Origin of the sequence: Streptomyces boninensis (genome assembly GCF_048572725.1) — a bacterium.
In the GTDB taxonomy this organism is placed as follows: domain Bacteria; phylum Actinomycetota; class Actinomycetes; order Streptomycetales; family Streptomycetaceae; genus Streptomyces; species Streptomyces boninensis.
Genome location: NZ_CP183837.1, coordinates 7,176,492 through 7,195,885, shown reverse-complemented (window position 1 = coordinate 7,195,885; position 19,394 = coordinate 7,176,492). Strand labels below are relative to the sequence as shown.

Annotated in this window: 13 protein-coding genes; 9 read left to right on the top strand and 4 right to left on the bottom strand. The window is 71.1% G+C overall.

Annotated elements, in window-relative coordinates; translation table 11 throughout:
- Positions 1-1,456 precede the first annotated feature (1,456 nt).
- From ACNNMR_RS32880 to eccB, 3 genes are all read right to left on the bottom strand, one after another.
- Positions 1,457-1,870, bottom strand: a complete 414-nt coding sequence (locus ACNNMR_RS32880; RefSeq protein WP_419998333.1) for a hypothetical protein — start codon at positions 1,868-1,870, stop codon at positions 1,457-1,459.
- A 375-nt stretch (positions 1,871-2,245) separates the two neighbouring features.
- Entirely contained in the window at positions 2,246-3,556 is a 1,311-nt protein-coding gene (gene mycP / locus ACNNMR_RS32875) for a type VII secretion-associated serine protease mycosin (protein ID WP_419998332.1), read from the bottom strand.
- 2 nt (positions 3,557-3,558) lie between these two features.
- Positions 3,559-5,085: a type VII secretion protein EccB gene (gene eccB / locus ACNNMR_RS32870; RefSeq protein ID WP_419998331.1), complete on the bottom strand. Its 1,527-nt coding sequence runs from the start codon at positions 5,083-5,085 to the stop codon at positions 3,559-3,561.
- 194 nt (positions 5,086-5,279) lie between these two features.
- On the opposite strand from eccB, the gene eccE reads away from it, so the two are divergent.
- The 9 genes from eccE to ACNNMR_RS32825 all read left to right on the top strand — a co-directional run bounded on the left by eccE (position 5,280) and on the right by ACNNMR_RS32825 (position 18,300).
- Positions 5,280-6,620: a type VII secretion protein EccE gene (gene eccE, locus ACNNMR_RS32865; RefSeq protein WP_419998330.1), complete on the top strand. Its 1,341-nt coding sequence runs from the start codon at positions 5,280-5,282 to the stop codon at positions 6,618-6,620.
- Between the two features lie 23 nt (positions 6,621-6,643).
- Positions 6,644-7,342 (top strand): hypothetical protein, encoded by a 699-nt coding sequence (locus ACNNMR_RS32860; protein WP_419998329.1) that lies wholly within the window; start codon positions 6,644-6,646, stop codon positions 7,340-7,342.
- A gap of 267 nt (positions 7,343-7,609) precedes the next feature.
- Positions 7,610-11,857 (top strand): SCO5717 family growth-regulating ATPase, encoded by a 4,248-nt coding sequence (locus tag ACNNMR_RS32855; RefSeq protein ID WP_419998328.1) that lies wholly within the window; start codon positions 7,610-7,612, stop codon positions 11,855-11,857.
- Positions 11,858-12,046: 189 nt separating this feature from the next.
- Positions 12,047-13,915, top strand: coding sequence for an ABC transporter substrate-binding protein (locus tag ACNNMR_RS32850; RefSeq protein ID WP_419998327.1), 1,869 nt, complete (start codon positions 12,047-12,049; stop codon positions 13,913-13,915).
- Positions 13,916-13,927: 12 nt separating this feature from the next.
- Positions 13,928-14,974 (top strand): ABC transporter permease, encoded by a 1,047-nt coding sequence (locus ACNNMR_RS32845; protein ID WP_419998326.1) that lies wholly within the window; start codon positions 13,928-13,930, stop codon positions 14,972-14,974.
- Positions 14,971-15,894 carry an ABC transporter permease gene (locus ACNNMR_RS32840; RefSeq protein ID WP_419998325.1) on the top strand — a complete coding sequence of 308 codons (924 nt, stop codon included), beginning with the start codon at positions 14,971-14,973 and terminating at the stop codon, positions 15,892-15,894. The genes ACNNMR_RS32845 and ACNNMR_RS32840 overlap by 4 nt, the downstream gene beginning before the upstream one ends.
- Positions 15,891-16,907, top strand: coding sequence for an ABC transporter ATP-binding protein (locus ACNNMR_RS32835; RefSeq protein WP_419998324.1), 1,017 nt, complete (start codon positions 15,891-15,893; stop codon positions 16,905-16,907). Before ACNNMR_RS32840 ends, ACNNMR_RS32835 begins: the two co-directional genes overlap by 4 nt.
- Positions 16,904-17,905 carry an ABC transporter ATP-binding protein gene (locus ACNNMR_RS32830; RefSeq protein ID WP_419998323.1) on the top strand — a complete coding sequence of 334 codons (1,002 nt, stop codon included), beginning with the start codon at positions 16,904-16,906 and terminating at the stop codon, positions 17,903-17,905. Before ACNNMR_RS32835 ends, ACNNMR_RS32830 begins: the two co-directional genes overlap by 4 nt.
- Positions 17,902-18,300 carry a YybH family protein gene (locus tag ACNNMR_RS32825; protein ID WP_419998322.1) on the top strand — a complete coding sequence of 133 codons (399 nt, stop codon included), beginning with the start codon at positions 17,902-17,904 and terminating at the stop codon, positions 18,298-18,300. Before ACNNMR_RS32830 ends, ACNNMR_RS32825 begins: the two co-directional genes overlap by 4 nt.
- A gap of 13 nt (positions 18,301-18,313) precedes the next feature.
- On the opposite strand, the gene ACNNMR_RS32820 is transcribed toward ACNNMR_RS32825, so the two are convergent.
- Positions 18,314-19,267, bottom strand: coding sequence for a bifunctional riboflavin kinase/FAD synthetase (locus ACNNMR_RS32820; protein ID WP_419998321.1), 954 nt, complete (start codon positions 19,265-19,267; stop codon positions 18,314-18,316).
- Between the last annotated feature and the right edge of the window lie 127 nt (positions 19,268-19,394).

Sequence of the window (19,394 nt, the reverse complement as noted above, 5' to 3'; positions counted from 1 at the left end):
ACCGACCGTTACCCCCTGCGGGGTCACCGATGGGTCGGGCTCCGGGGCCCGCGGTTCGGGGCGTGCCAATAGTCTCTCCCGGTCCGGTGGCCGGTCGTCCAGTTGGTCCACGGACGCCGGAACGCTGGGGGTTCGCGGGCCCGTCGACGCCGGGTGCTCGTCCGGTGCCGCGTGGCCCGTATGCCTCACCCATACCCGGCCCCGGGCGGCCGGGAAGGCCGCGGCCAGTGGAACGCGGGGGTGTCCCGGCTCCCTCACGCAGCGTCCCAGGACGACCGATGGCCGTGGGGCCACGTCCGATGGGCGGCCGGCTTGCGCCGGGCACCTGGGGGTTTCCGAAACCACGCGGACCAACCGGGCGCCCCTGGCCAGGACGTGCCGGCGGCTCGGTGATGCCACGGCCGGGCGTGGGAGGGACGCCTGGAACCTTGCCCGTTCCGGGACCGACGGGCATTGGCCCCGGCATAGCCGGAGGGTTGGCCGGTGTTACTGGCGGGGCGTTTCCTGGCTGGGGCCCTGCCGGAGGTGCAACGGGCTGCGGAGGAGCTACCGGCGGAGCGCTATCGATGTCTGTCCCAACCCGATGATCGGGCATCGGCGTGATCGTCGCGGCATTGCCTGGCGACGCCGAACCGGCCTCGCCAGCAGCGCCAATATCAGCCGACACTCCCGCATTGGCCGCATCGCCCGCGCGGCCAGGTGCAACACCGCCCGGTGTAGCACCGCCTGCGCCCTCATCCATCGCGCCTCCGCGGGGAGGCCTCTTTCCATGCTCCAGGGGCGGCGGCACATCCGCCTCCAACGGCTTCATAGGCGGCGGCGGCTCGCCCATCCCCTCTGATGCCACCTGATAGTGGGAAGCCAGCTTGTTCATCTGGATGACGGCTTCCTGGCGCTTCTGCCGTTCCTTCTCGAGGGCCTCCTCGGCCACCTTGGTGCCTTGCTGGCGGTCGGAGCGGTGGAGGTTCTGGACCCCGTAATCCTTCTCGGGCATGGCGTTCTTCACGGAAGCCAAGCCCTCACCCGCCGCCTTGAGTTGGGTGCCAGCGGCGGAGGCGAAGTTGGCGATCTTCTCGGTGTGTGCGATGAGCTTTTCGGTGTACGTTCGCGCCGACTCCGCGCCCAGCCCGGCCCAAGTCGCCTCGCCGCCAATGGGCTTCTTGCTCCGGTAGAGCTCGATCGCGGCGTCCTGGATCTTCCGGGCCGCCTGATAGAGCCTCTCCCCCGCGGCCTCCAGATCAGCAGGGTTGGCGTTCTCGACCATTTCGACCATCTCGTTGAGCCCGTATTGCTCAAAGTCAGTCTGCCCGCCCCGCTGCGGCGTGCCGAACCAGGGGATACCGAACGGCACGTCCCGCAGCGCCACGGAGGCGTGCGGGAGGGCCGTGGGAGCTTCTTTCTGAAGCGGCTCGGGCGGCTGCGGGTCGTTGCTCTTGGCCATGCTCCGAATCCTCCGTTAGAGATTGGCCCGCTTGTCGGACTGCCGCTTGGCCTGGGCCTCATCCCACAGGTTCTGCTGCTTGGCATGAATGGCCCAGAAGCGCTGCCGGGTCTCCTCGTCAATCGCGTCATAGTTGCCGTCAGCGGCCAGGATCGCGATGCTCAGCATCGCGATCTGGTCGGACAGCCCTTGAGACAGGTTCGCCAGCGCCGAATGCACTTCTCGGTACGTGCTGAACAGCGCGTCCGCCTCGGCAAACGTCGCGTTCTGCGCGCTCAGGGAGGCGCGGGCAATATCCTGGCTCTCGATCTTGGACTTGGACGCCGCCGAGCCCTCAAGGTCCGTAACGATGTCCATGATCGCGCCCCGAAAGGTCTCGAGCGCCTTCTTCGATCGCGCGAGGTCCGCCGCCGAAGCCGCCACGGTCACCCCCTCCCACTCCGCGTCTCAACTATCCCCCTGCAGCACACTAGTTGCGTGCGGTGACACTGTAGCCACAGCGTGTCGAATTTCCAACTGCGAATTCGAGACAGGTGCGTTGGCATCATGTCACCGAACTGCAACAGCCCTGGCCGTGCCGCGGTCAAGTCGCTAGGGGAGATCTTCGAACCTTAACCGGAGCCAACTCTTCCAGCCCGATCGCCTTCGCTTGCCCTGCTCTACCTTGGTGTTGCTCGCGTGCCAAAACCTATAAGGGGTGACGGTGTTGGCCACTGAGCAAAAGTACTCAGATTGACGGTTCCCTCTCAGGCGATGCCGGAGCACGGCCATATCGATCTCGGGAAGGTACGGGAAGGGCTCACCTCAGTTCCCCGCTCCCTGCCTCCGCCTCCGGTCCCGCTGGACCACCGCCGCGCCCGCGATCACTGCCACCAATACGCCGCCGCCTACGACCGCGTACGTGCCCAGCCGCTCATTGCGCTCCTGTGTCGTCTCGCCGAAGCGAAGGGTGGCCGCTCGTGGGCGTTCGGCCTGTTCCAGCCCGCCGCGCTCCGAGGGAGCCTGCGGGCGTTCGTCGTCTTCCGTCAGGGCTCGTATCGGGTCCACCACGCCCCACCCGACCCGCTCGTCATGGCCGGCGATGGTGCGTTCCGCCGTCTGTTGCAGTTGGGCGATGACCTCATGGGGTTTCCAGTCCGGGTGCTTGGCGCGGAGCAGAGCCGCGACGCCTGCCACGTACGGGGCCGAGAAGCTGGTGCCGTTGTCGGCGCAGTGGCCCTTGCGGGGGACCGTGGAGATCATGTCGACGCCGGGGGCCGCTATGCCCACGAAGTCGCCGGACTGCGAGAAGGGTGCACGCTCGTTGTTGCGGTCCGATGCGGCTACTGCCAGTACGCCCTCGTACGAGGCCGGGTAGGTGATCTTTTCGTTGCCTGCCACGCCGTCGTTTCCGGCCGAGGCGACGATGACCACGTTCCGGCGGATCGCGTTCGATACGGCCTGCTGCAGCGCCGAGTTGGGACCCAGGGCCTGTGCCGTGTCCTGGGAGATGTTGATGACCTTCGCACCCTTTGCCACCGCACTGGTGATCGCTTCGGCGAGTGTCAGAGCCGTGCCGCTGCCGTTGGAGTCGTTCTGTTTGATCGGGATGATCGTGGCGCGAGGGGCCAGACCCACAAAACCCGTGCCCTTCAGCGGGCGGGCCGCGATGATGCCGGCGACCTTGGTGCCGTGGCCGACGGTGTCCGTCGTGCCGCGGGCGTTGCCGCGCGGGTCGGCGCCGCCGTTCTCGTTCTTCTCCGGCTTCTTCGGGATGAGATTTTCGCCCAGCTTCGCCTCCACCGCGTCCGTCAGCTGGGGGTTCTGGGTGTTCACGCCGGTGTCGATGACCGCGACTTTGATGCCGGCGCCCTCACGGGTCCCCGTCTTCGGGTTCTCCGAGGCGTCCCAGAGTTCGTCGAGCAGGACGCGCTGCAGCGACCAGGGGCGGCCCTCGTAGGGCTTAGACGGGAAGCTGCAGTTGCCGGTGCCCGGGTCCTGGTCCGGAGACTGGGCGTGGGCTGGTGGCGGTCCTGGCACCGGTCCGGATAGCGGCCCTGATACCGGTCCCGGTACCACCAGGACCGCCAGTGCCGCGGTCGCGACGGCCGCCCGTGAAAACACCCTCGCCGCCATCGTCACGACCCCTGCGGCTGCCGGGCGTCGGATGTCGACAGACGTGGGCCCGTCGGGAGGAACTCCGACCACGCGAGCGGGACGATGGCCGGCTTCACGTCTCCGTAGCCGAGGCGGGTCTGGGCGTCCCTCGTCTCCCGCATGGCCTGCTCCTGCTCCTTCTCGCTGGTGCCCGCACCGGGGTCGGCGCCGGTGCTGTCGCCGTTGGACTGCAGGGCGTAGCGCAGGCCGGTGTCCGTGACCAGGAAGGTCGCTCCCGCCTTGGCGGAGGTGCCGGTGACCTGGCGATAGAGGAGGCCGGTGCCGGGGGTGACGTAGGCGCTCGTGGAGCCGGCCGGGAGGCTGATCGGGTAGCGCTCGCCCACCCAGGTGCTGAGGGTCGTACGGCGGGGGTCCGACTCGTCCACATTGCGCAGGACATTGCAGACGGTGTTGCGGCTGCCCGCGGCCACCTCGGCGGAGTTCGCGCCCTCGGTGATGGCCTTCGGCCAGTCGAAGCCCGCGTCGAAGTCGGACCCGGTCGGGGTGAAAGCGCCCGGTGTGACCTTCTCCGGCTCGCCGCTGGGCTGGACTTCGTCGTCGGCGCTCAGGATGAGGTTCGAGGCGAAGTCGGAGATGGGGGCGACTCGGTCGCGCAGGACGATGTAGCGCTCGTTGTGGCCACCCGCCCGGGCCTCCAGGATGGTACCGATGGTGTTCAGGGACAGGTCCAGGTCGTCGATCCTGGCCGGCCTGCCGAGGCCCGGCACCTCCGGGAAGCCGATCTCGTCGCCGGTGTGGAGGGTGTTCAGCCACTGCGCGGAGACCCGCTGCGGCTTTGCGCCCGCGTTGACGACGCTGCGGATGAGCAGTTCGTGGGAGCCGTCGACGGGGTACTTCGTGCCGCGGTGGTCGACCACATAGTCCTTGTCGTCCGGGCCCTGGACGTAGAGGACATCCTTGGCACGGAGCCTGCCCTTGCCGTCCACCTCGGCGCGGTCGCGTTCGGCGAGGACGAATGCGGCCTTCTGTACGGAGCGATTGCCCTGGGCCGGACGTTCACACACTGCCCAGCGCTTCGCCTCGCCCGCGTCGTCCGCCTCCGGAAGCCGGTCGGGGGCATACGGGATGCCGATCGTCGCGCCGTGGGGCAGGTCGCTCCCGTCGATGACGGATTCCTTGACCTTCACCACCTCGCCCTTGTCAGGAGTGAGGAGGAGTTTGGCGGAGGCGAGGTTGAGGACGGGGTGCAGCACGGGTTTGCCGCCCTTGCGCTCCGGCTTCAGGACGACATAGCGAGTCGTCGACTTGTCGGCGACGATCACTTTCTCCTCGGCCGTGTCCCAGTCCTTGGGCGCCGTCGGCTTGAACATTCCCCACGCGCCGAAGGCCGCGAGGATTACGATGGCCATCACCGCGCCCGGCCAGACGGCCCGCAGCGGCTGGGGCGCGCCTTCCTCGGTGCCCGTCGAAGTCGGCTGCAGGAACTGGCTGATGAGCCGACGCTTGGCGAACGTATAGGCGTTGAGCTCGTCCCGCCGAGATGCCATGACTGCGAAAAGCCCTTCCCCGTACTGACCATGTGCGTGCGTGAGATTGACGGTTCCCGCGGCGCGATTGTCGGACCGGCCCCCTACTATGCCTGTTGCCGGTCGACTTCGTCGCTCGGCTAGGGTTATCGATCCGGTCAACGCCGTTGCCCGCAGGCATTATTACGGGCCGGCCCAAGGGGGGCAGCCACGCGATGAATGCCGTGAATACGGGGGTCACCGCCGCACCCGGCCGTGCAGGCCGCGGAGCGCGAGGGCCTGTGGCCGCGCCTCGCCCGGCTTCGACCCCCGCGCCCGCTTCCACCACGCTCCGCGTGGTATCGCGTGGGAATCGGCTCGGGCCGCTGCGGTTGCCGCAGTTGGTGCTTATTGAGCTTGCGCTGGCCGTGCTGGTGCTGGCGGCTTCCGTTGATGAGTTGTGGCTGGTGCCAGCGGCCGTTGTGGCCATCGGGCTCGGGTTGCTGGCCCTGCTGCGGAGGCGGCAGCGGTCGATACTCGACTGGGTTTCGACCGTTCTGGCCTTTCGGGCGCGGCGGCGGGTGGCGGCGGCGCCGTTGACGCGGCCCGTCGATCCGCGGCTGGCGCCGGTGGCGGAGAGCGCTCCGGGCGTTGTGTCGTACGCCTATGTGGACAAGAAGCGGCGGACCGTCGGGATGGTCGGGGATGGGTCCTTCCTCACCGCCGTGGTGCGGGTAGAGGCCGGCGCGGATGCGTTGCGGCCGGCCTATGGGGCGCGGGCGCTACCGCTCGACGCGCTGGCCGACGCACTGGACGTGGACGGGATAGTGCTTGAGTCGGTGCAGGTTGTGCAGCATGTGCAGGCTGCGCCCGCGTCCTATCTGCCCGAGCACTCCGCGGCGCGGAACAGCTATGGCCCGTTGCAGGCCCAGGCCGGGTCTGCGCCGGGGCTGCGGGTGACCTGGGTGGCGCTGAAGCTCGATCCCGAGCTGTGCCGGGAGGCTGTGAAGGCGCGGGGTGGTGGGCTTGAAGGGGCGCAGAAGTGTCTGGTGCGGGCGGCTGATCATGTCGCCAGTCGGGTGACCGGGGCCGGGTTCAGGGCGACGGTGCTCGATGAGGAAGAGTTGCTCAATTCATTGTCCGCGTCGGCCGGTGCGCATCCGGAGGCTGCGGCCACGCCCGTGCGGCCGGGGCCGCAGGGGCAGTTGCCACCGCGGCGTACGCAGGAGCGGGCGCGGGCCTGGCTGTGTGACGACCGGTGGCATGCCTCGTATGCGGTGGGGCGGTGGCCTGCGCTGGGGCGCGGGGCGGCGCCGCTGCCGCGGGTGGTGTCCCAGCTGACCGCCATCCCGACGCTCACGACGACGGTGAGCCTGACCATGGGACGGACACGGCATCACCGGTCCGTATCCATACATGGGCATCTGCGGGTGACGGCGCTGGGCGAGCGGGAGCTCAGCGGGGCGCGGCAGCTGCTGGAGCGGGCTGCGCGCGGCGCCAAGGTTTCCTTGGTGCGGCTGGACCGTGAGCAGCTCATGGGTGTGCTCGCCACGCTTCCCATGGGAGGTACGCGCTGATGGCCGGTGGAGGGAGCGGCGGCATGGGCGTCATGCAGGGACTGCGTGGGCCGCGGCGCGCGGGACATTCGCTGCCTGTGGAGCACCTGTCCGCGTTGTCGCTGCCCATGGGCGATGACGGCGTGGTCGTCGGGAGCGACGCGGAAGGGCGCCCGCAGTTGGTATCCCTGTGTCATCCGTCGCCCTATGAGGTGCTGCTGATCGGCAGTCTGTGGACGGCGGAGGTGCTGGCGCTGCGCGCGGCTGCGACGGGGATGCGGGTGGCCGTGGAGACCGGGCGTGCCGATCAGTGGACGAATCTCATCCGGGCGGCCGGCGTCGGGCAGCAGGGCATGACGCTGCATGAGGTCGGCCGGGTGCCCGCGCTGGGGCCCACGGCCGTCAGTCCGGTGCTTGTCGTACGGGACTGTGGCACGCGCCCGCCGCGTGGCCAGGTTGCCGCGGGCAGCTGGCAGTCGTTGCTCACGCTCGTGCCCTATCTGAGTCCGGCGGCGGCGCGGCTGCTGCGCCGGGCCTCGCTGGTGGGGGTGCAGCGGGTGGCGCCCGAGGAGGCTCAGGAGCTCGGCCGGACCATGCAGCTGGCCCCGCGGGATGTGGAGGCGCTGCCCACGCTGGGCGATGGCGTGACACTGTGGTGCACGCGGCGGGGCGGGCGGTATGCGGCCACGTATCCGACGGATGCGGAGTCCGGGCTGCTGGGGAACCCGCGGCGGCTGGACTGAGGCGGTGCCGCCGCCACGAGGTGTACGACTGACCTCGATAGGGCTGAGATCGAACCGCGGAGCGGTGATCCCGCGTCCATGAGGAGAGATGCGCGGCGCGGGGTGCGATGGGTGCAGGGGGTGGCCGCCCTGTCGGTGCCCACGTTCGGCCGTTTAGGGTGAGTACGCGCGTGGCACCGCAGCATGCCCGATGCCTTGGTGCGGAAGCGCCGCGGGGGCGCGACGGGGCGCGGTATCGGGCTGACGGTACGTAACACGGGAGGCACAGTGAACAGCGATCGGGACCAAATCGGCGCGGGCCGGACCAGCCCCGACGAGGAGGAGTCGGAGCGGAACGCCCCTTCGGGCGAGTTCAGCACCGACTACGCGCCTGCCGCCTGGTACACACGCGACGACGCGGCCGCCGTCGACCCCGGCCCGGCCCCCGCGGCGTCCCCGCCGCCCAGCGAGACCCCGTCCTCACCCTCCGGCATCCCGCCGCTCCCGAACGGCTTTACGGCGGCGGGGCCTCCCGGCCTGTCCTTCGACCCGCTGGCGCTGCCGGGGCAGCGGGGGGCTGAGTCTTGGGCGGTGGAGACTGGGGACGAGGCGGCGGAGGCCGGAGAGGCTGCGGGTTTGGCGGTGGACGGGCCGGAGGGGCCGGACGGGCTGGACGCGCCGGACGCGCCGGACGCGCAGAGCGAGGTCGATGCGGAGGCTTCGGCGGGCGCGGAGGATGCGGACGATGAGTCCTTCGTCGGCCGCACGGTGCTGCGCGAGCTTGCTGAGGCGGACGCGAAGGACGAGGGCGCTGACGACGACGAGGGCGTCGTCGACGCGAGTGACTCGGACGCTGAGGACGTAGACGAAGCGGAGTCCTGGACGGAGCCGGTCGCGGGTTCGGAGAGCGACGCCGGCGAGGACGACGCCGAGGGTGTCGAGGGGGATGCAGACGCTGGCCCGGATGCCGAGATGGATGCCGAGACCGGCGCGGACGTCGAGACCGGCGCGGACGTCGAGACCGGCGCGGACGTCGAGACCGGCGCGGACGTCGAGGCGGACGCGTACGACGACGGCGCGGACGTCGAGACGGACGCGTACGACCGGGACAGCACGGGCGATGAGACCGGCGCGGACGACGACGCGGGTGCGGAAGGCGACGCTGACGTGATCCAGTTCGCGGCCGCCGCGGACGAGGAGGACGACGGGGCCGACGACGCCTCCGCCGACCACGCCTCCGCCGACGACCGCCCGCTCGAGATGGGCACGATGCTGCTGGGTGGCACGCTGCCCACCGGGCTGGAGGCCGGCTCCGACGCGGACACCGACGCCGCCGATCCCACTGCTGCTGCCCCGGACGACGACACCGACGCCGCGGAGGTCAACTCGCTAGTCCGCGACGACGCGTACGGAACAGATGACGCTGTCGAGGAGGACGACACCGACGCCGCCGCAGGCGACGCGTACAGCGTCGACGACGCAAACAACGCGTTCGGTGACGACAGCGCAGCCGACCCGTATCGCACCGACAGCGTGGACGCGACATACGGAACCGGCAGCACGAACGACGACGCGGGCACCGCGTATCGCACCGACGACGAAGACGACGAAGACATCCCCGACGGCGGCCTCGTGAGCGCCGCGACCATGCGCTTCTCGCCCGCCGCCCTCCGCCAGGAGATCGCGGACGCCGCGGATGGCGACCAGGACGTGGATGACGCGCCCGCCGCAGGCGCAGGCACCGGCGCTCCCGACCCCCGGGACACCATGGCCGCCGCCGAGGTGAACGACGCCGTGCCCAGCGCGTACGTCGACGACGAGCCCGCCGACGCGGTGCCGTCGCTCGACGTGCAGGACACGCCTCCCGCCGCCGGCACCCCTTACGACTCCGCCGCCGGAGGCGGCACGCCGTGGCACACGCCCTCGCCCGCGCCCGCGCAGGACTCCGGACTGCCGCCGCTGCCGCCGCAGTTCCCGGCGTCGGGTACGCCGTGGCAGTCGCCCACCGCGCCGCAATCGCCGCCTGAGCAGCGCACGGAGCAGGGGGCGGCCACGCCTCCGACTGCGCCGCCCGCCGCTGGGCCGCCGGGAAGCGCACCGCCCGCAGGCGGACCGTCGTCGCTGCCGTGGGCACCGCCGCCCGTGCCGCCCGCCGTTCCGCCCGTGCCCCCGATGGCCCCGCCGCCCGGAGTCACCGGCGCAGCGGGCAGCGGTGACGCGAGCCCCGGCGCCGGGGATCCCTCAGGCAGCGCCGGGCACCCGTACCCGGGCACTGCCGCTGGCGCGTCCGGCGACGCGGGCCCGTACTCCCCGAGCGGAGCTGCTGGCGCGCCCAGCCAGGCCAGCCCGTACCCCGGACCCGGCGCCGCCGATCCGTCCGGCCAGGCCAGCCCGTACCCCGGGAGCGGAAGCGCTGGTGCGTCCGGCAACGCCGGTCCGTACTCCGGAGCCGGTTCCCCGGAAGCGTCCGGCCAGGCCAGCCCGTACCCAGGCCCCGCTGCCCCATCCGGCCAGGCCAGCCCGTATCCCGGCCCCGGAGCCGCTGACCCGTCTGGCCAGGCCAGTCCGTACCCCGGCGCCACCGACTCGTCCGGCCAGCCCAGCCCGTACCCCGCGAGCGGAAGCGCCGGTGCGCCCGGCAACGCCGGTCCATACTCCGGAGCCGGTTCCCCGAGTGCGTCCGGCAGCGCCGGTCCGTACTCCGGAGCCGCCACCCCGCCCTCGCCCGCCGCCGCCCCGCCGGGCTGGACGCTCGCCGACGGTGGCAGCCCCGCGGCGCCGCCGGCCGGTCCCGGCGACCCGTCGGACAGCAACGGGCCCGCGGCCACGCCGCCGTCGGCCGCCGCGCCGCCGCCCGGCTGGACGCTCGCCGCACCCAGCGCACCCGCTGCGGGGCCCGGCGCGCCGTTCGCGCCCGGCGCGCAGGTACCCGGAGCCCAGACTCCCGGATCGCCGGCGGCCGGATCGCCCACGGCCGGACCCGGCTCGGACGAGCAGCAGCAGAGCCTGCCGCAGCAGAACTTCCCGCAGTCGCCGCACTCGCCGCACTCGACCCCGTCGGCCCCACCCGCGTCCGGCCCTCAGCCGCCCGCACGCCCCGAGCTCCCCGGCGCCCCGGCCCAGCCCGGCACACCTGGCGCGCCCGGCGCCCCTGTCCCGCCCACCGGTCGGGCCGCGCCCGCCGGCGGCTCGGCGTACGGCTACCCGCAGACGCCCACGCCGCCGCCCCCGGCCGCCCCTGGAGCACCCGCGCCCTACGGGACTCCCGGTGCACCTGGCGTCCCGGGCACGCCCGGAGCCCCCGGCACGCCCAGCAGCCCCGGAGCACCCGGCGCCGAAGGCGCCGGCGCCGCCACCGGCTGGCCCGACACCACACCCCCCTCCCAGCAGCAGCACCCAGCCCCACCCCAAGCCCCCCAAATGAACACCCCCCTGGGCTACACCGCCGCCGTCGAGCTCTCCTCCGACCAGCTCCTCCAGGACAAGCACAAGGCCGGCAAGAAGCAGCAGAAGGCCGGTCTCTCTCGCTTCAAGATCGGAGGGAAGGCGGCCGAGGAAGAGCGGCAGCGCAAGCTCGCGCTCGTGCGTACGCCCGTCCTGTCCTGCTACCGGATCGCGGTCATCTCGCTCAAGGGCGGCGTCGGCAAGACCACGACGACCACCGCGCTCGGCGCGACACTCGCGACCGAGCGGCAGGACAAGGTCATCGCCATCGACGCCAACCCGGACGCCGGCACGCTCGGGCGCCGGGTGCGCCGCGAGACGGGGGCGACGATCCGCGACCTGGTCACGGCGATCCCGTACCTGAGCAGCTACATGGACATCCGGCGCTTCACCTCGCAGGCGCCGTCGGGGCTGGAGATCCTCGCCAACGACGTCGACCCGGCGATCTCCACCACCTTCAATGACGAGGACTACCGACGCGTCATCGACATGCTCGGCCAGCAGTACCCGATCATCCTCACCGACTCGGGTACGGGCCTGCTCTACAGCGCGATGCGCGGCGTGCTCGACCTCGCCGACCAGCTGATCATCGTCGCCACCCCCTCCGTCGACGGCGCGTCCAGCGCCTCCACCACCCTCGACTGGCTGTCCGCCCACGGGTACGGGGATCTGGTCTCGCGGTCGATCACCGTCATCTCCGGCGTACGCGACACCTCCAAGATGATCAAGATCGATGACATCGTGGCGCACTTCCAGACGCGCTGCCGCGGGGTGCAGGTGGTGCCGTTCGACGAGCATCTGTCCGCGGGTGCGGAGCTGGATCTCGACATGATGCGGCCGAAGGCGCGGGAGGCGTACTTCGAGCTCGCCGCGATGATCGCGGAGGACTTCGCGCGGGCGCAGCAGATGCAGGGCCTGTGGACGGGCGATGGCCGCCAGCCGCCGCCGCAGGTGGCCCCGCCGATGCCGGGCCAGCAGATGCCGCAGCCCGGCGGCGCCCAGCCCGGCGGCTACCCGGCGCAGCCCGGTCAGCCAGGCCAGCCCGGCCCCGGCTACGGCTACCCCGGCCCACCCGGACAGCAGCCCCGCTGACGCCCCGCCATTGGCACAACCAATGAGGCCCGCCGCCTCCCCTGAAGCGGCGGGCCTCATTCCTGTTTCGGGTACGGACAAGCCGGGCGGGAGTCGTTGACAGCGCACCCACAGCAGAAGTAGACACAGGCGATCACCACACGTCACGTGAGCTACGTCACGCCTGTCGACCCCACTCTGCGAGGTGCCATGCAGCATCCGGAAACCGGCCGCCCGACCCGCCTCACCCGCGGGCTCGCGGCCGCCGCGGCCGCGATCGGCCTCCTGCTCATCGGGCTCATCGCCATCCCCGCATCCGCCGCCGCGACCGGCGCGGACGGCACCGACGCCACCCCCGACGGCAAGGGCGGCAAAGACACCCTCACCGTCGCCATCGCGCAGAGCGTCGACACGCTCAACCCGTTCACCGCCACCCGGCTCTCGGCGACGAACATGATGCGGCTGATGTACGAGTTCCCCACCAACTACGACCCGAAGGACCCCTCCAAGGTCCTTCCGGCCCTCGCCACCAAGTGGAAGTCCTCGCCCGACAAGCTCACCTGGACGTACACCATCCGCGACAACTCGGAGTGGAGTGACGGCAAGCCCGTCACCGCCGAGGACGCGGCCTGGACGTTCAACAAGATGATGACCGACGACGGCGCGAAGACCGCCAACGGCAGCTTCGTCACCAACTTCGACAAGGTGACAGCCCCCGATGACGAGACCCTCGTCATCAAGCTGAAGAAGCCGCAGGCGACCATGCTCGCCCTCGACGTGCCGATCGTGCCCAAGCACATCTGGTCGAAGGTGAAGAACATCGCCGAGTTCACCAACGACAAGGACTTCCCCATCGTCGGCAACGGGCCCTTCGTCCTGACCGACTACAAGACCGACGAGTACGTGAAGTTCAAGCCGAACAAGAAGTTCTGGCGCGGCGCCCCGGCCTTCGACGAGCTCGTCTTCCGCTTCTACAAGGACAACGACGCCGCCGTCTCCGCCCTGAAGAAGGGCGAGGTCTCCTTCGTACCCGACCTCACCCCGGCCCAGGCGACCGCCCTCGAAGGCGCCGACAACATCAAGGTGAACGACGCCGCCGGCAAGCGCTTCTGGGCCCTGGCCACCAACCCGGGCGCGAAGGCCAAGAACGGCAAGAAGTTCGGCAACGGCAACAAGGCGCTCCTCGACGCCGACTTCCGCAAGGCGCTCTTCCACGCCGTCGACCGCAAGACGATCGTCGACAAGGTGCTCCAGGGGCACGGCGTCGAGGGCGAGGGCTATCTGCCGCCCCGGTACGAGGACTACTTCTGGAAGCCGGCCGCAGACCAGAAGATCGATTACGACAAGAAGCAGGCCGCGAGCCTCCTCACCAAGGCCGGCTACAAGGAGAAGGGCGGCCAGCGCCTCGGCAAGGACGGCAAGCCGATCACCCTCCGGCTGATGTGCCACGCCACCGACCCGAAGGACAAGGCCGCGTCGAAGTACCTCGAGGAGTGGTGGGGCGAGCTCGGCATCAAGACCAAGACGACCTGCCTCGACAATGTCGGCGACCCCTGGGTGGCCGGCGAGTACGACATCGCCTTCGACGGCTGGTCGGTCAACCCCGACCCGGACCTCGTCCTCGCCCTGCACACGTGCGACGCGCTGCCGAACACGCCGAAGGACGTCGGGCTCACCGACAACTTCATCTGCAGCAAGAAGTTCGACGGCCTCTACAACCAGCAGATCCGCGAGTACGACCCGGCCAAGCGCACGGCCATCGTCAAGGACATGCAGTCCTGGCTGTACGACTCCGGCTACATGAACGTCCTCGCGTACCCGAACTCGGTCGAGGCCTACCGCACCGACCAGATCAAGTCGATCACGGCCATGCCCGCCTCGAACGGGAACATCTGGGGCCAGGACGGCTACTGGAGCTGGTGGTCGGCCAAGCCCGCCACCGGCGAGACCAAGGCGTCCAGCGGCGGCTCCAGCTCCACCGGAGTGATCATCGGCATCGCGGCGGCCGTCGTGGTGGCGGCGGGAATCGGCGGACTTGTCCTGGTGCGCCGCCGTTCCACCGCCCAAGATCGCGAATAGGCTGATTCGCCTATGTCAGTCACAGCCACCGCAGGCAAAGTCGCCACCCCGGCCGCCGCCAAGGAGCGGCGGTCGGGTGCGGCCCGCGCGTACCTCGCCTATCTCGGGGGGAAGCTGGCCGGCGCCGCCGTCTCGCTCTTCGCCGTCCTCGTGACCAGCTTCTTCCTCTTCCGGATCATCCCCGGCGACCCGGTGAAGTCCATGACCCAGGGCCGGGCCGTATCGGAGGATCAGCTGGCCGCGCTGCGCGACCAGTTCGGCCTCGACCTGCCGCTGTGGCAGCAGTTCACGGACTACTGCGGCAAGGCGGTCACCGGAGACTTCGGGACCTCGTACCAGTTCCACGCCCCGGTCAGCGAGCTGATCTGGGAGAAGGTGCCGAACACGCTGCTGCTCACCGGCGTCGCCGTCATCTTCTACACGATGCTCGGCCTGTGGCTGGGCACCCGCGCCGCCTGGCGGCACGGCGGCCTCGGCGACCGGCTCAACACCGGCGTCGCGCTGACCCTGTGGTCCGTGCCCGGCTTCTGGCTCGGCCTGCTCCTCATCATCGTCTTCTCGGTGGGCATCGGCCCGATCCCGGGCCTGTTCCCGACCGGCGGCATGGAGGAGGGCGGCAAGGAGGGCATCGCGTACGTCGTGGACGTGGCGCATCACATGGTGCTGCCCGTCCTCACCCTCGTGGCCGTCGGGTACGCGCAGACGCTCCTGGTGATGCGCTCCTCGCTGCTGGACGAGATGGGCAGCGACTACCTCACCACCGCCCGCGCCAAGGGCCTGCGCGACGATCTCGTACGCCGCCGGCACGCGGTCCCGAACGCGCTGCTGCCGACCGTCACGCTCATCTTCGTCAACCTCGGCCATGTCGCCGCCGGCTCGATCCTCGTCGAGACCGTCTTCTCCTGGCCGGGCATCGGCAGCCTCTTCTACCAGGCGCTCAGCGTGCCCGACCTGCCGCTCGTCCAGGGCCTGTTCGTGGTCTTCGCGGGCGCGATGATCCTCATGAACGTACTCGCAGACATCCTCTATCCGCTGCTCGACCCGAGGGTGGGCCGATGACCGCCGCCTCCGAAGCCGCCGCCTCCGCCGCGGGGCCCCGCGCCCTCGCCCGCGCCCGCCGCCGCGCCTCCGCCGCCCGCTTCTGGGCCGCGTACCGCAAGCAGCGGGCCGGGGTCTTCGGGCTGGCCGCGCTGCTCGTCATCGCGCTGGTCGCGATCTTCGCGCCGCTGATCGTCGGCAGCGACGTGGACAACGTCACCGACGCGCCCGGGAAGGCCCTGGAGGATCCGAGCGGCGAATTCCCGCTCGGCACCGACCAGTTCGGGCGGAGCGTGCTCGGGCTCGTCGTGTACGGGTCCCGGATCTCGCTCACGGTCGGGCTGCTGTCCGCGTTCCTGTGCGTGGCGATCGGGACGGTCGTCGGGATCGTTGCCGGGCACTTCGGCGGCTGGTTCTCGACCGTGCTGATGCGGATCACGGACTGGTTCCTGGTGATGCCGGCGCTCGTCCTCGCGATCGTGCTGGCCACGGTGATGTCCCGCTCGGTGACCACGATCATCATCGCGATCGGCGTCACCGCCTGGCCGACGACGGCTCGTCTCGTACGGGCCCAGACCCTGGCCATCGAGGCCCGCCCGTACATTGAGCGCGCCAAGGCGCTCGGCGCGGGTCATCTGCACATCACGACCCGGCACGTCCTGCCGAACGTGATGCCGCTGGTCCTCGCCCAGACCACCCTCGCCATCTCCACGTCGATCCTCACCGAGGCCACCCTGGCGTTCCTCGGCCTCGGCGACCCGCAGGTGGTGTCCTGGGGCGGCATGCTGCAGGACGCCCGGGAGGCGGGCGCGGTGAGCTCGGGCCACTGGTCGTATCTGGTGCCGCCCGGGCTCGCGATCGCCGCGGTCGCCCTCGCCTTCACGCTCGCCGGGCGGGCGCTGGAGACCGTACTGAACCCGAAGCTGGGGGTCACGAAGTGACGCTGCTCGAAGTCAGGGACCTCCACGTCACGTACGGTTCCGGCGACGCCGCGGTCCCTGCCGTACGCGGGGTGTCGCTGGAGCTGGCCGCCGGGCAGAAGCTCGGCCTCGCGGGCGAGTCCGGGTGCGGGAAGTCGACGATGGCCCTCGCCCTGCTCCGGCTGCTGCCGAAGAACGCGACGATGACCGGCGAGATCCTCCTCGACGGCGAGGACGTGCTGTCGATGCGCTGGGGCCGGCTGCGCGCGGTCCGCTGGGCGGGCGCGTCGATCGTCTTCCAGGGCGCGATGCACTCCTTGAACGCCGTGCACCGCATCGGCGACCAGATCACCGAGCCGATGCTGCTGCACCGCACGGCCAAGTCGCAGGCGGAGGCGCGGAAGCGGGCCGGGGAGCTGCTGGAGCAGGTCGGCCTGCCGGTGTCGCGGCTGTCCGCGTATCCGCACGAGCTGTCCGGCGGCCAGCGGCAGCGGGTGATGATCGCGATGGCGCTGGCCTGCGATCCGCGGCTGATCGTGGCGGACGAGCCGACCACCGCGCTCGACGTGATGATCCAGGCGCAGATCCTGCGGCTGATCGAGCAGCTGGTCGCGGAGAAGGACATCAGCCTGCTGATGATCAGCCATGACCTGGCGGTGCTCGCGGACACCTGCGACCGGCTCGCGGTGATGTACGCCGGCCGGGTGGTCGAGGAGGGGCCGGCGCGGGACGTGTACGCGGCCGCGCAGCACCCGTACAGCAAGGCGCTGTCCGCCGCGTTCCCGTCCGTCGGCGACGCGGCGTCGCGGCTGGCGCCGCGCGGCCTCGCCGGGGATCCGCCGGACCCGGCGAAGCTGCCGGGCGGCTGCACCTTCCACCCGCGCTGCGAGGTGGCGCTGGAGTCGTGCGCGTCCGACGACCAGGCGCTGCGCGCCATCGACGACTCCCGCAGGGCGGCGTGCGTGCATGTCGGCGGCGGGCTGGCGGAGGCGGTGCCGGAACAGGGCGCGGCACATGCGGAGGAGACGCGATGACGACGGTGGCTTCTGGTACGGACACGGGGTCGCTGCTGGCGGCCTCCGCGCTGCACGTCACCTTTCCGGGGCGGCACGGGGCGCCTGCGGCGAGGGCGGTGGACGGGGTCGAGCTGGCGATCGGCGCCGGCGAGATCGTGGCGCTGGTCGGCGAGTCCGGCTGCGGCAAGACCACGCTGGCGCGATCGCTGCTCGGACTGGTCCGGCCGACGGCGGGGCGGGTGACGTACGAGGGCACGCCGCTCGCGTACGACGGCCGGGCGCTGAAGGCGTACCGCAAGCGGGTCCAGCTGGTCCTGCAGGACCCGAGCGGCTCACTGAACCCCCGCCACACCGTCTACGACGCGGTGGCCGAGGGCCTGCGCATCCACGGGGCCGCGGGCGACGAACAGGCGGCGGTGGCAGAGGCCCTGTCCCGGGCCGGCCTCCGCCCCCCGGAGCGCTTCTTCCTCAAATACCCGCACGAACTCTCCGGCGGCCAGCGCCAGCGCGTGGTGATCGCCGGCGCCCTGGTGCTGCAGCCGGAACTGATCGTCGCGGACGAGCCGGTGGCGTCCCTCGACGCATCGGTGCGCGGCGAGATCCTGGCGCTGCTGCTGAAGCTACGCGACGAACTGGGCCTCTCCGCCCTGGTGGTGACCCACGACCTGGGCCTGGCCTGGAACATCGCCGACCGGGTCGCGGTCATGTACCTCGGCCGCATCGTCGAATCGGGCCCGGTGGAGGAGGTCCTGACCGCCCCCCGCCACCCGTACACCCAGGCCCTGATGTCCGTACTCCCGGAGGCAGAAGGCGACGAGGTCATCCTCTCCGGCGAGCCCCCGGACCCCACCCGCATCCCAGGCGGCTGCCGCTTCCACGCCCGCTGCCAGGTGCTGGCCTCGGGCGAGGCCGAGCGCGCGGGGGTCGCGGAGGCGTGCCGGGGCACGGACCTGCCGGTGCTGGGGGCACGGGAGCCGGGCGTGGCCTGCCATTACGCGCTGCGGACGCGGTCATGAGCGACGACGAGCAGCAGATCCGCGCCTTGGTGGAGCGCTGGGCCGCGGCCGTGCATGCCGGGGAGCTGGAGGCGGTGCTCGACGGGCATGCGGCGGACATCGTGATGTTCGATGTGCCGCCGCCGTACGAGGGTGTGCGCGGCATCGACGCCTACCGCGACGTATGGCCGGGCTTCTTTGTCTGGCAGGCCCAGGGCGCCGTCTTCGAGATCGACTCCTTGGACGTCACCGCCGGGGCGGACGTCGCCTTCGCGCACGCCCTGCTGCGCTGCGGCACCCCGGAAGAGCTGGCGGAGCGCCCCGAGATGCGACTGCGGCTCACCCTCGGTCTGCGCAAGGAGGCCGGGCGCTGGCTGGTGACGCACGAGCACCACTCGTTCCCCGACCTCTCCTGAGCCGGGCGGGGTGCTAGCCGCGGTCGTACGCCGCCGTCAGGTCGCGGCAGCGGTCGACGTCCGCGCGCATTTGGGTCAGCAGGCCTTCGAGGTCGTCGAATTTTTCCTGGCCGCGGACGTAGGCCAGGAAGTCGACGGCCACGTGGAGGCCGTAGAGGTCGAGGTCGACGCGGTCGATGGCGTAGGCCTCGACCGTGCGGTCGGTGCCGTCGAACTGGGGGTTCGTGCCTACGGAGATGGCTGCCGGCATGCGTTCGCCGTTTGCCGTGAGCCAGCCCGCGTAGACGCCGTCCGCCGGGATCGCGGTGTGCGGCAGCGTCTCCACGTTCGCCGTGGGGAAGCCCAGCTCGCGGCCGCGCTGGGCGCCGCGGACCACCACGCCCTCCACCCGGTGCGGGCGGCCGAGGATCTCCATGGCGCCGGTCAGGTCGCCCTCGGCGACCAGGCGGCGGGTCAGCGTGGACGAGAAAGGCTGGCCGCCGCCCGCCTCGCCGGATACGTACAGGTCGATGACCTCGACCTCGTAGTCATACGTCTCCCCGAGCTCGGCCAGGAAGGCGACGTCGCCCGCCGCCTTGTGGCCGAAGCGGAAGTTCGGGCCCTCGACGACGAGCTTCGCCTTCAGCTTGTCGACCAGGACCTTCACCACGAACTCGGCCGGCGGCAGCTTCGAGAACTCCGCCGTGAAGGGGAGGATCAGCAGCGCGTCCACGCCCAGGTCCGCCATCAGCTCCGCGCGGAAGTGGTGCGGGGCGAGCAGCGGCGGGTGGCTGCCGGGGCGTACGACCTCCATCGGGTGCGGGTCGAAGGTGACGACCACGGACGGGACGCCGAGCTCGCGCGCTCGTTCCACGGCCCGGCCGATGATCAGCTGGTGGCCGCGGTGCACGCCGTCGAACGAGCCGATGGTGACGACCGAGCGCCCCCACCCCTCGGGGATGTCCTCCAAGCCACGCCAGCGCTGCACTACGCCTGCTCCGTCCTCGACCGTGTGTTCCGCGATGCATGTCCATCATGCAATGCCGGACTAAGCCTCCCATGCCCCGGGCCCAACCAGCGCCCCGAGAGGCGGAGCTCACGCGGCCCGGTCAGGG

What these genes read in the sequence shown, in the direction of transcription:
- mycP (WP_419998332.1), bottom strand. Translation starts at nt 3,556, where the DNA reads ATGGCGGCGAGGGTGTTTTCACGGGCGGCCGTCGCGACCGCGGCACTG.
- eccB (WP_419998331.1), bottom strand. Translation starts at nt 5,085, where the DNA reads ATGGCATCTCGGCGGGACGAGCTCAACGCCTATACGTTCGCCAAGCGT.
- eccE (WP_419998330.1), top strand. Translation starts at nt 5,280, where the DNA reads ATGAATGCCGTGAATACGGGGGTCACCGCCGCACCCGGCCGTGCAGGC.
- ACNNMR_RS32860 (WP_419998329.1), top strand. Translation starts at nt 6,644, where the DNA reads ATGGGCGTCATGCAGGGACTGCGTGGGCCGCGGCGCGCGGGACATTCG.
- ACNNMR_RS32850 (WP_419998327.1), top strand. Translation starts at nt 12,047, where the DNA reads ATGCAGCATCCGGAAACCGGCCGCCCGACCCGCCTCACCCGCGGGCTC.
- ACNNMR_RS32845 (WP_419998326.1), top strand. Translation starts at nt 13,928, where the DNA reads ATGTCAGTCACAGCCACCGCAGGCAAAGTCGCCACCCCGGCCGCCGCC.
- ACNNMR_RS32840 (WP_419998325.1), top strand. Translation starts at nt 14,971, where the DNA reads ATGACCGCCGCCTCCGAAGCCGCCGCCTCCGCCGCGGGGCCCCGCGCC.
- ACNNMR_RS32830 (WP_419998323.1), top strand. Translation starts at nt 16,904, where the DNA reads ATGACGACGGTGGCTTCTGGTACGGACACGGGGTCGCTGCTGGCGGCC.
- ACNNMR_RS32825 (WP_419998322.1), top strand. Translation starts at nt 17,902, where the DNA reads ATGAGCGACGACGAGCAGCAGATCCGCGCCTTGGTGGAGCGCTGGGCC.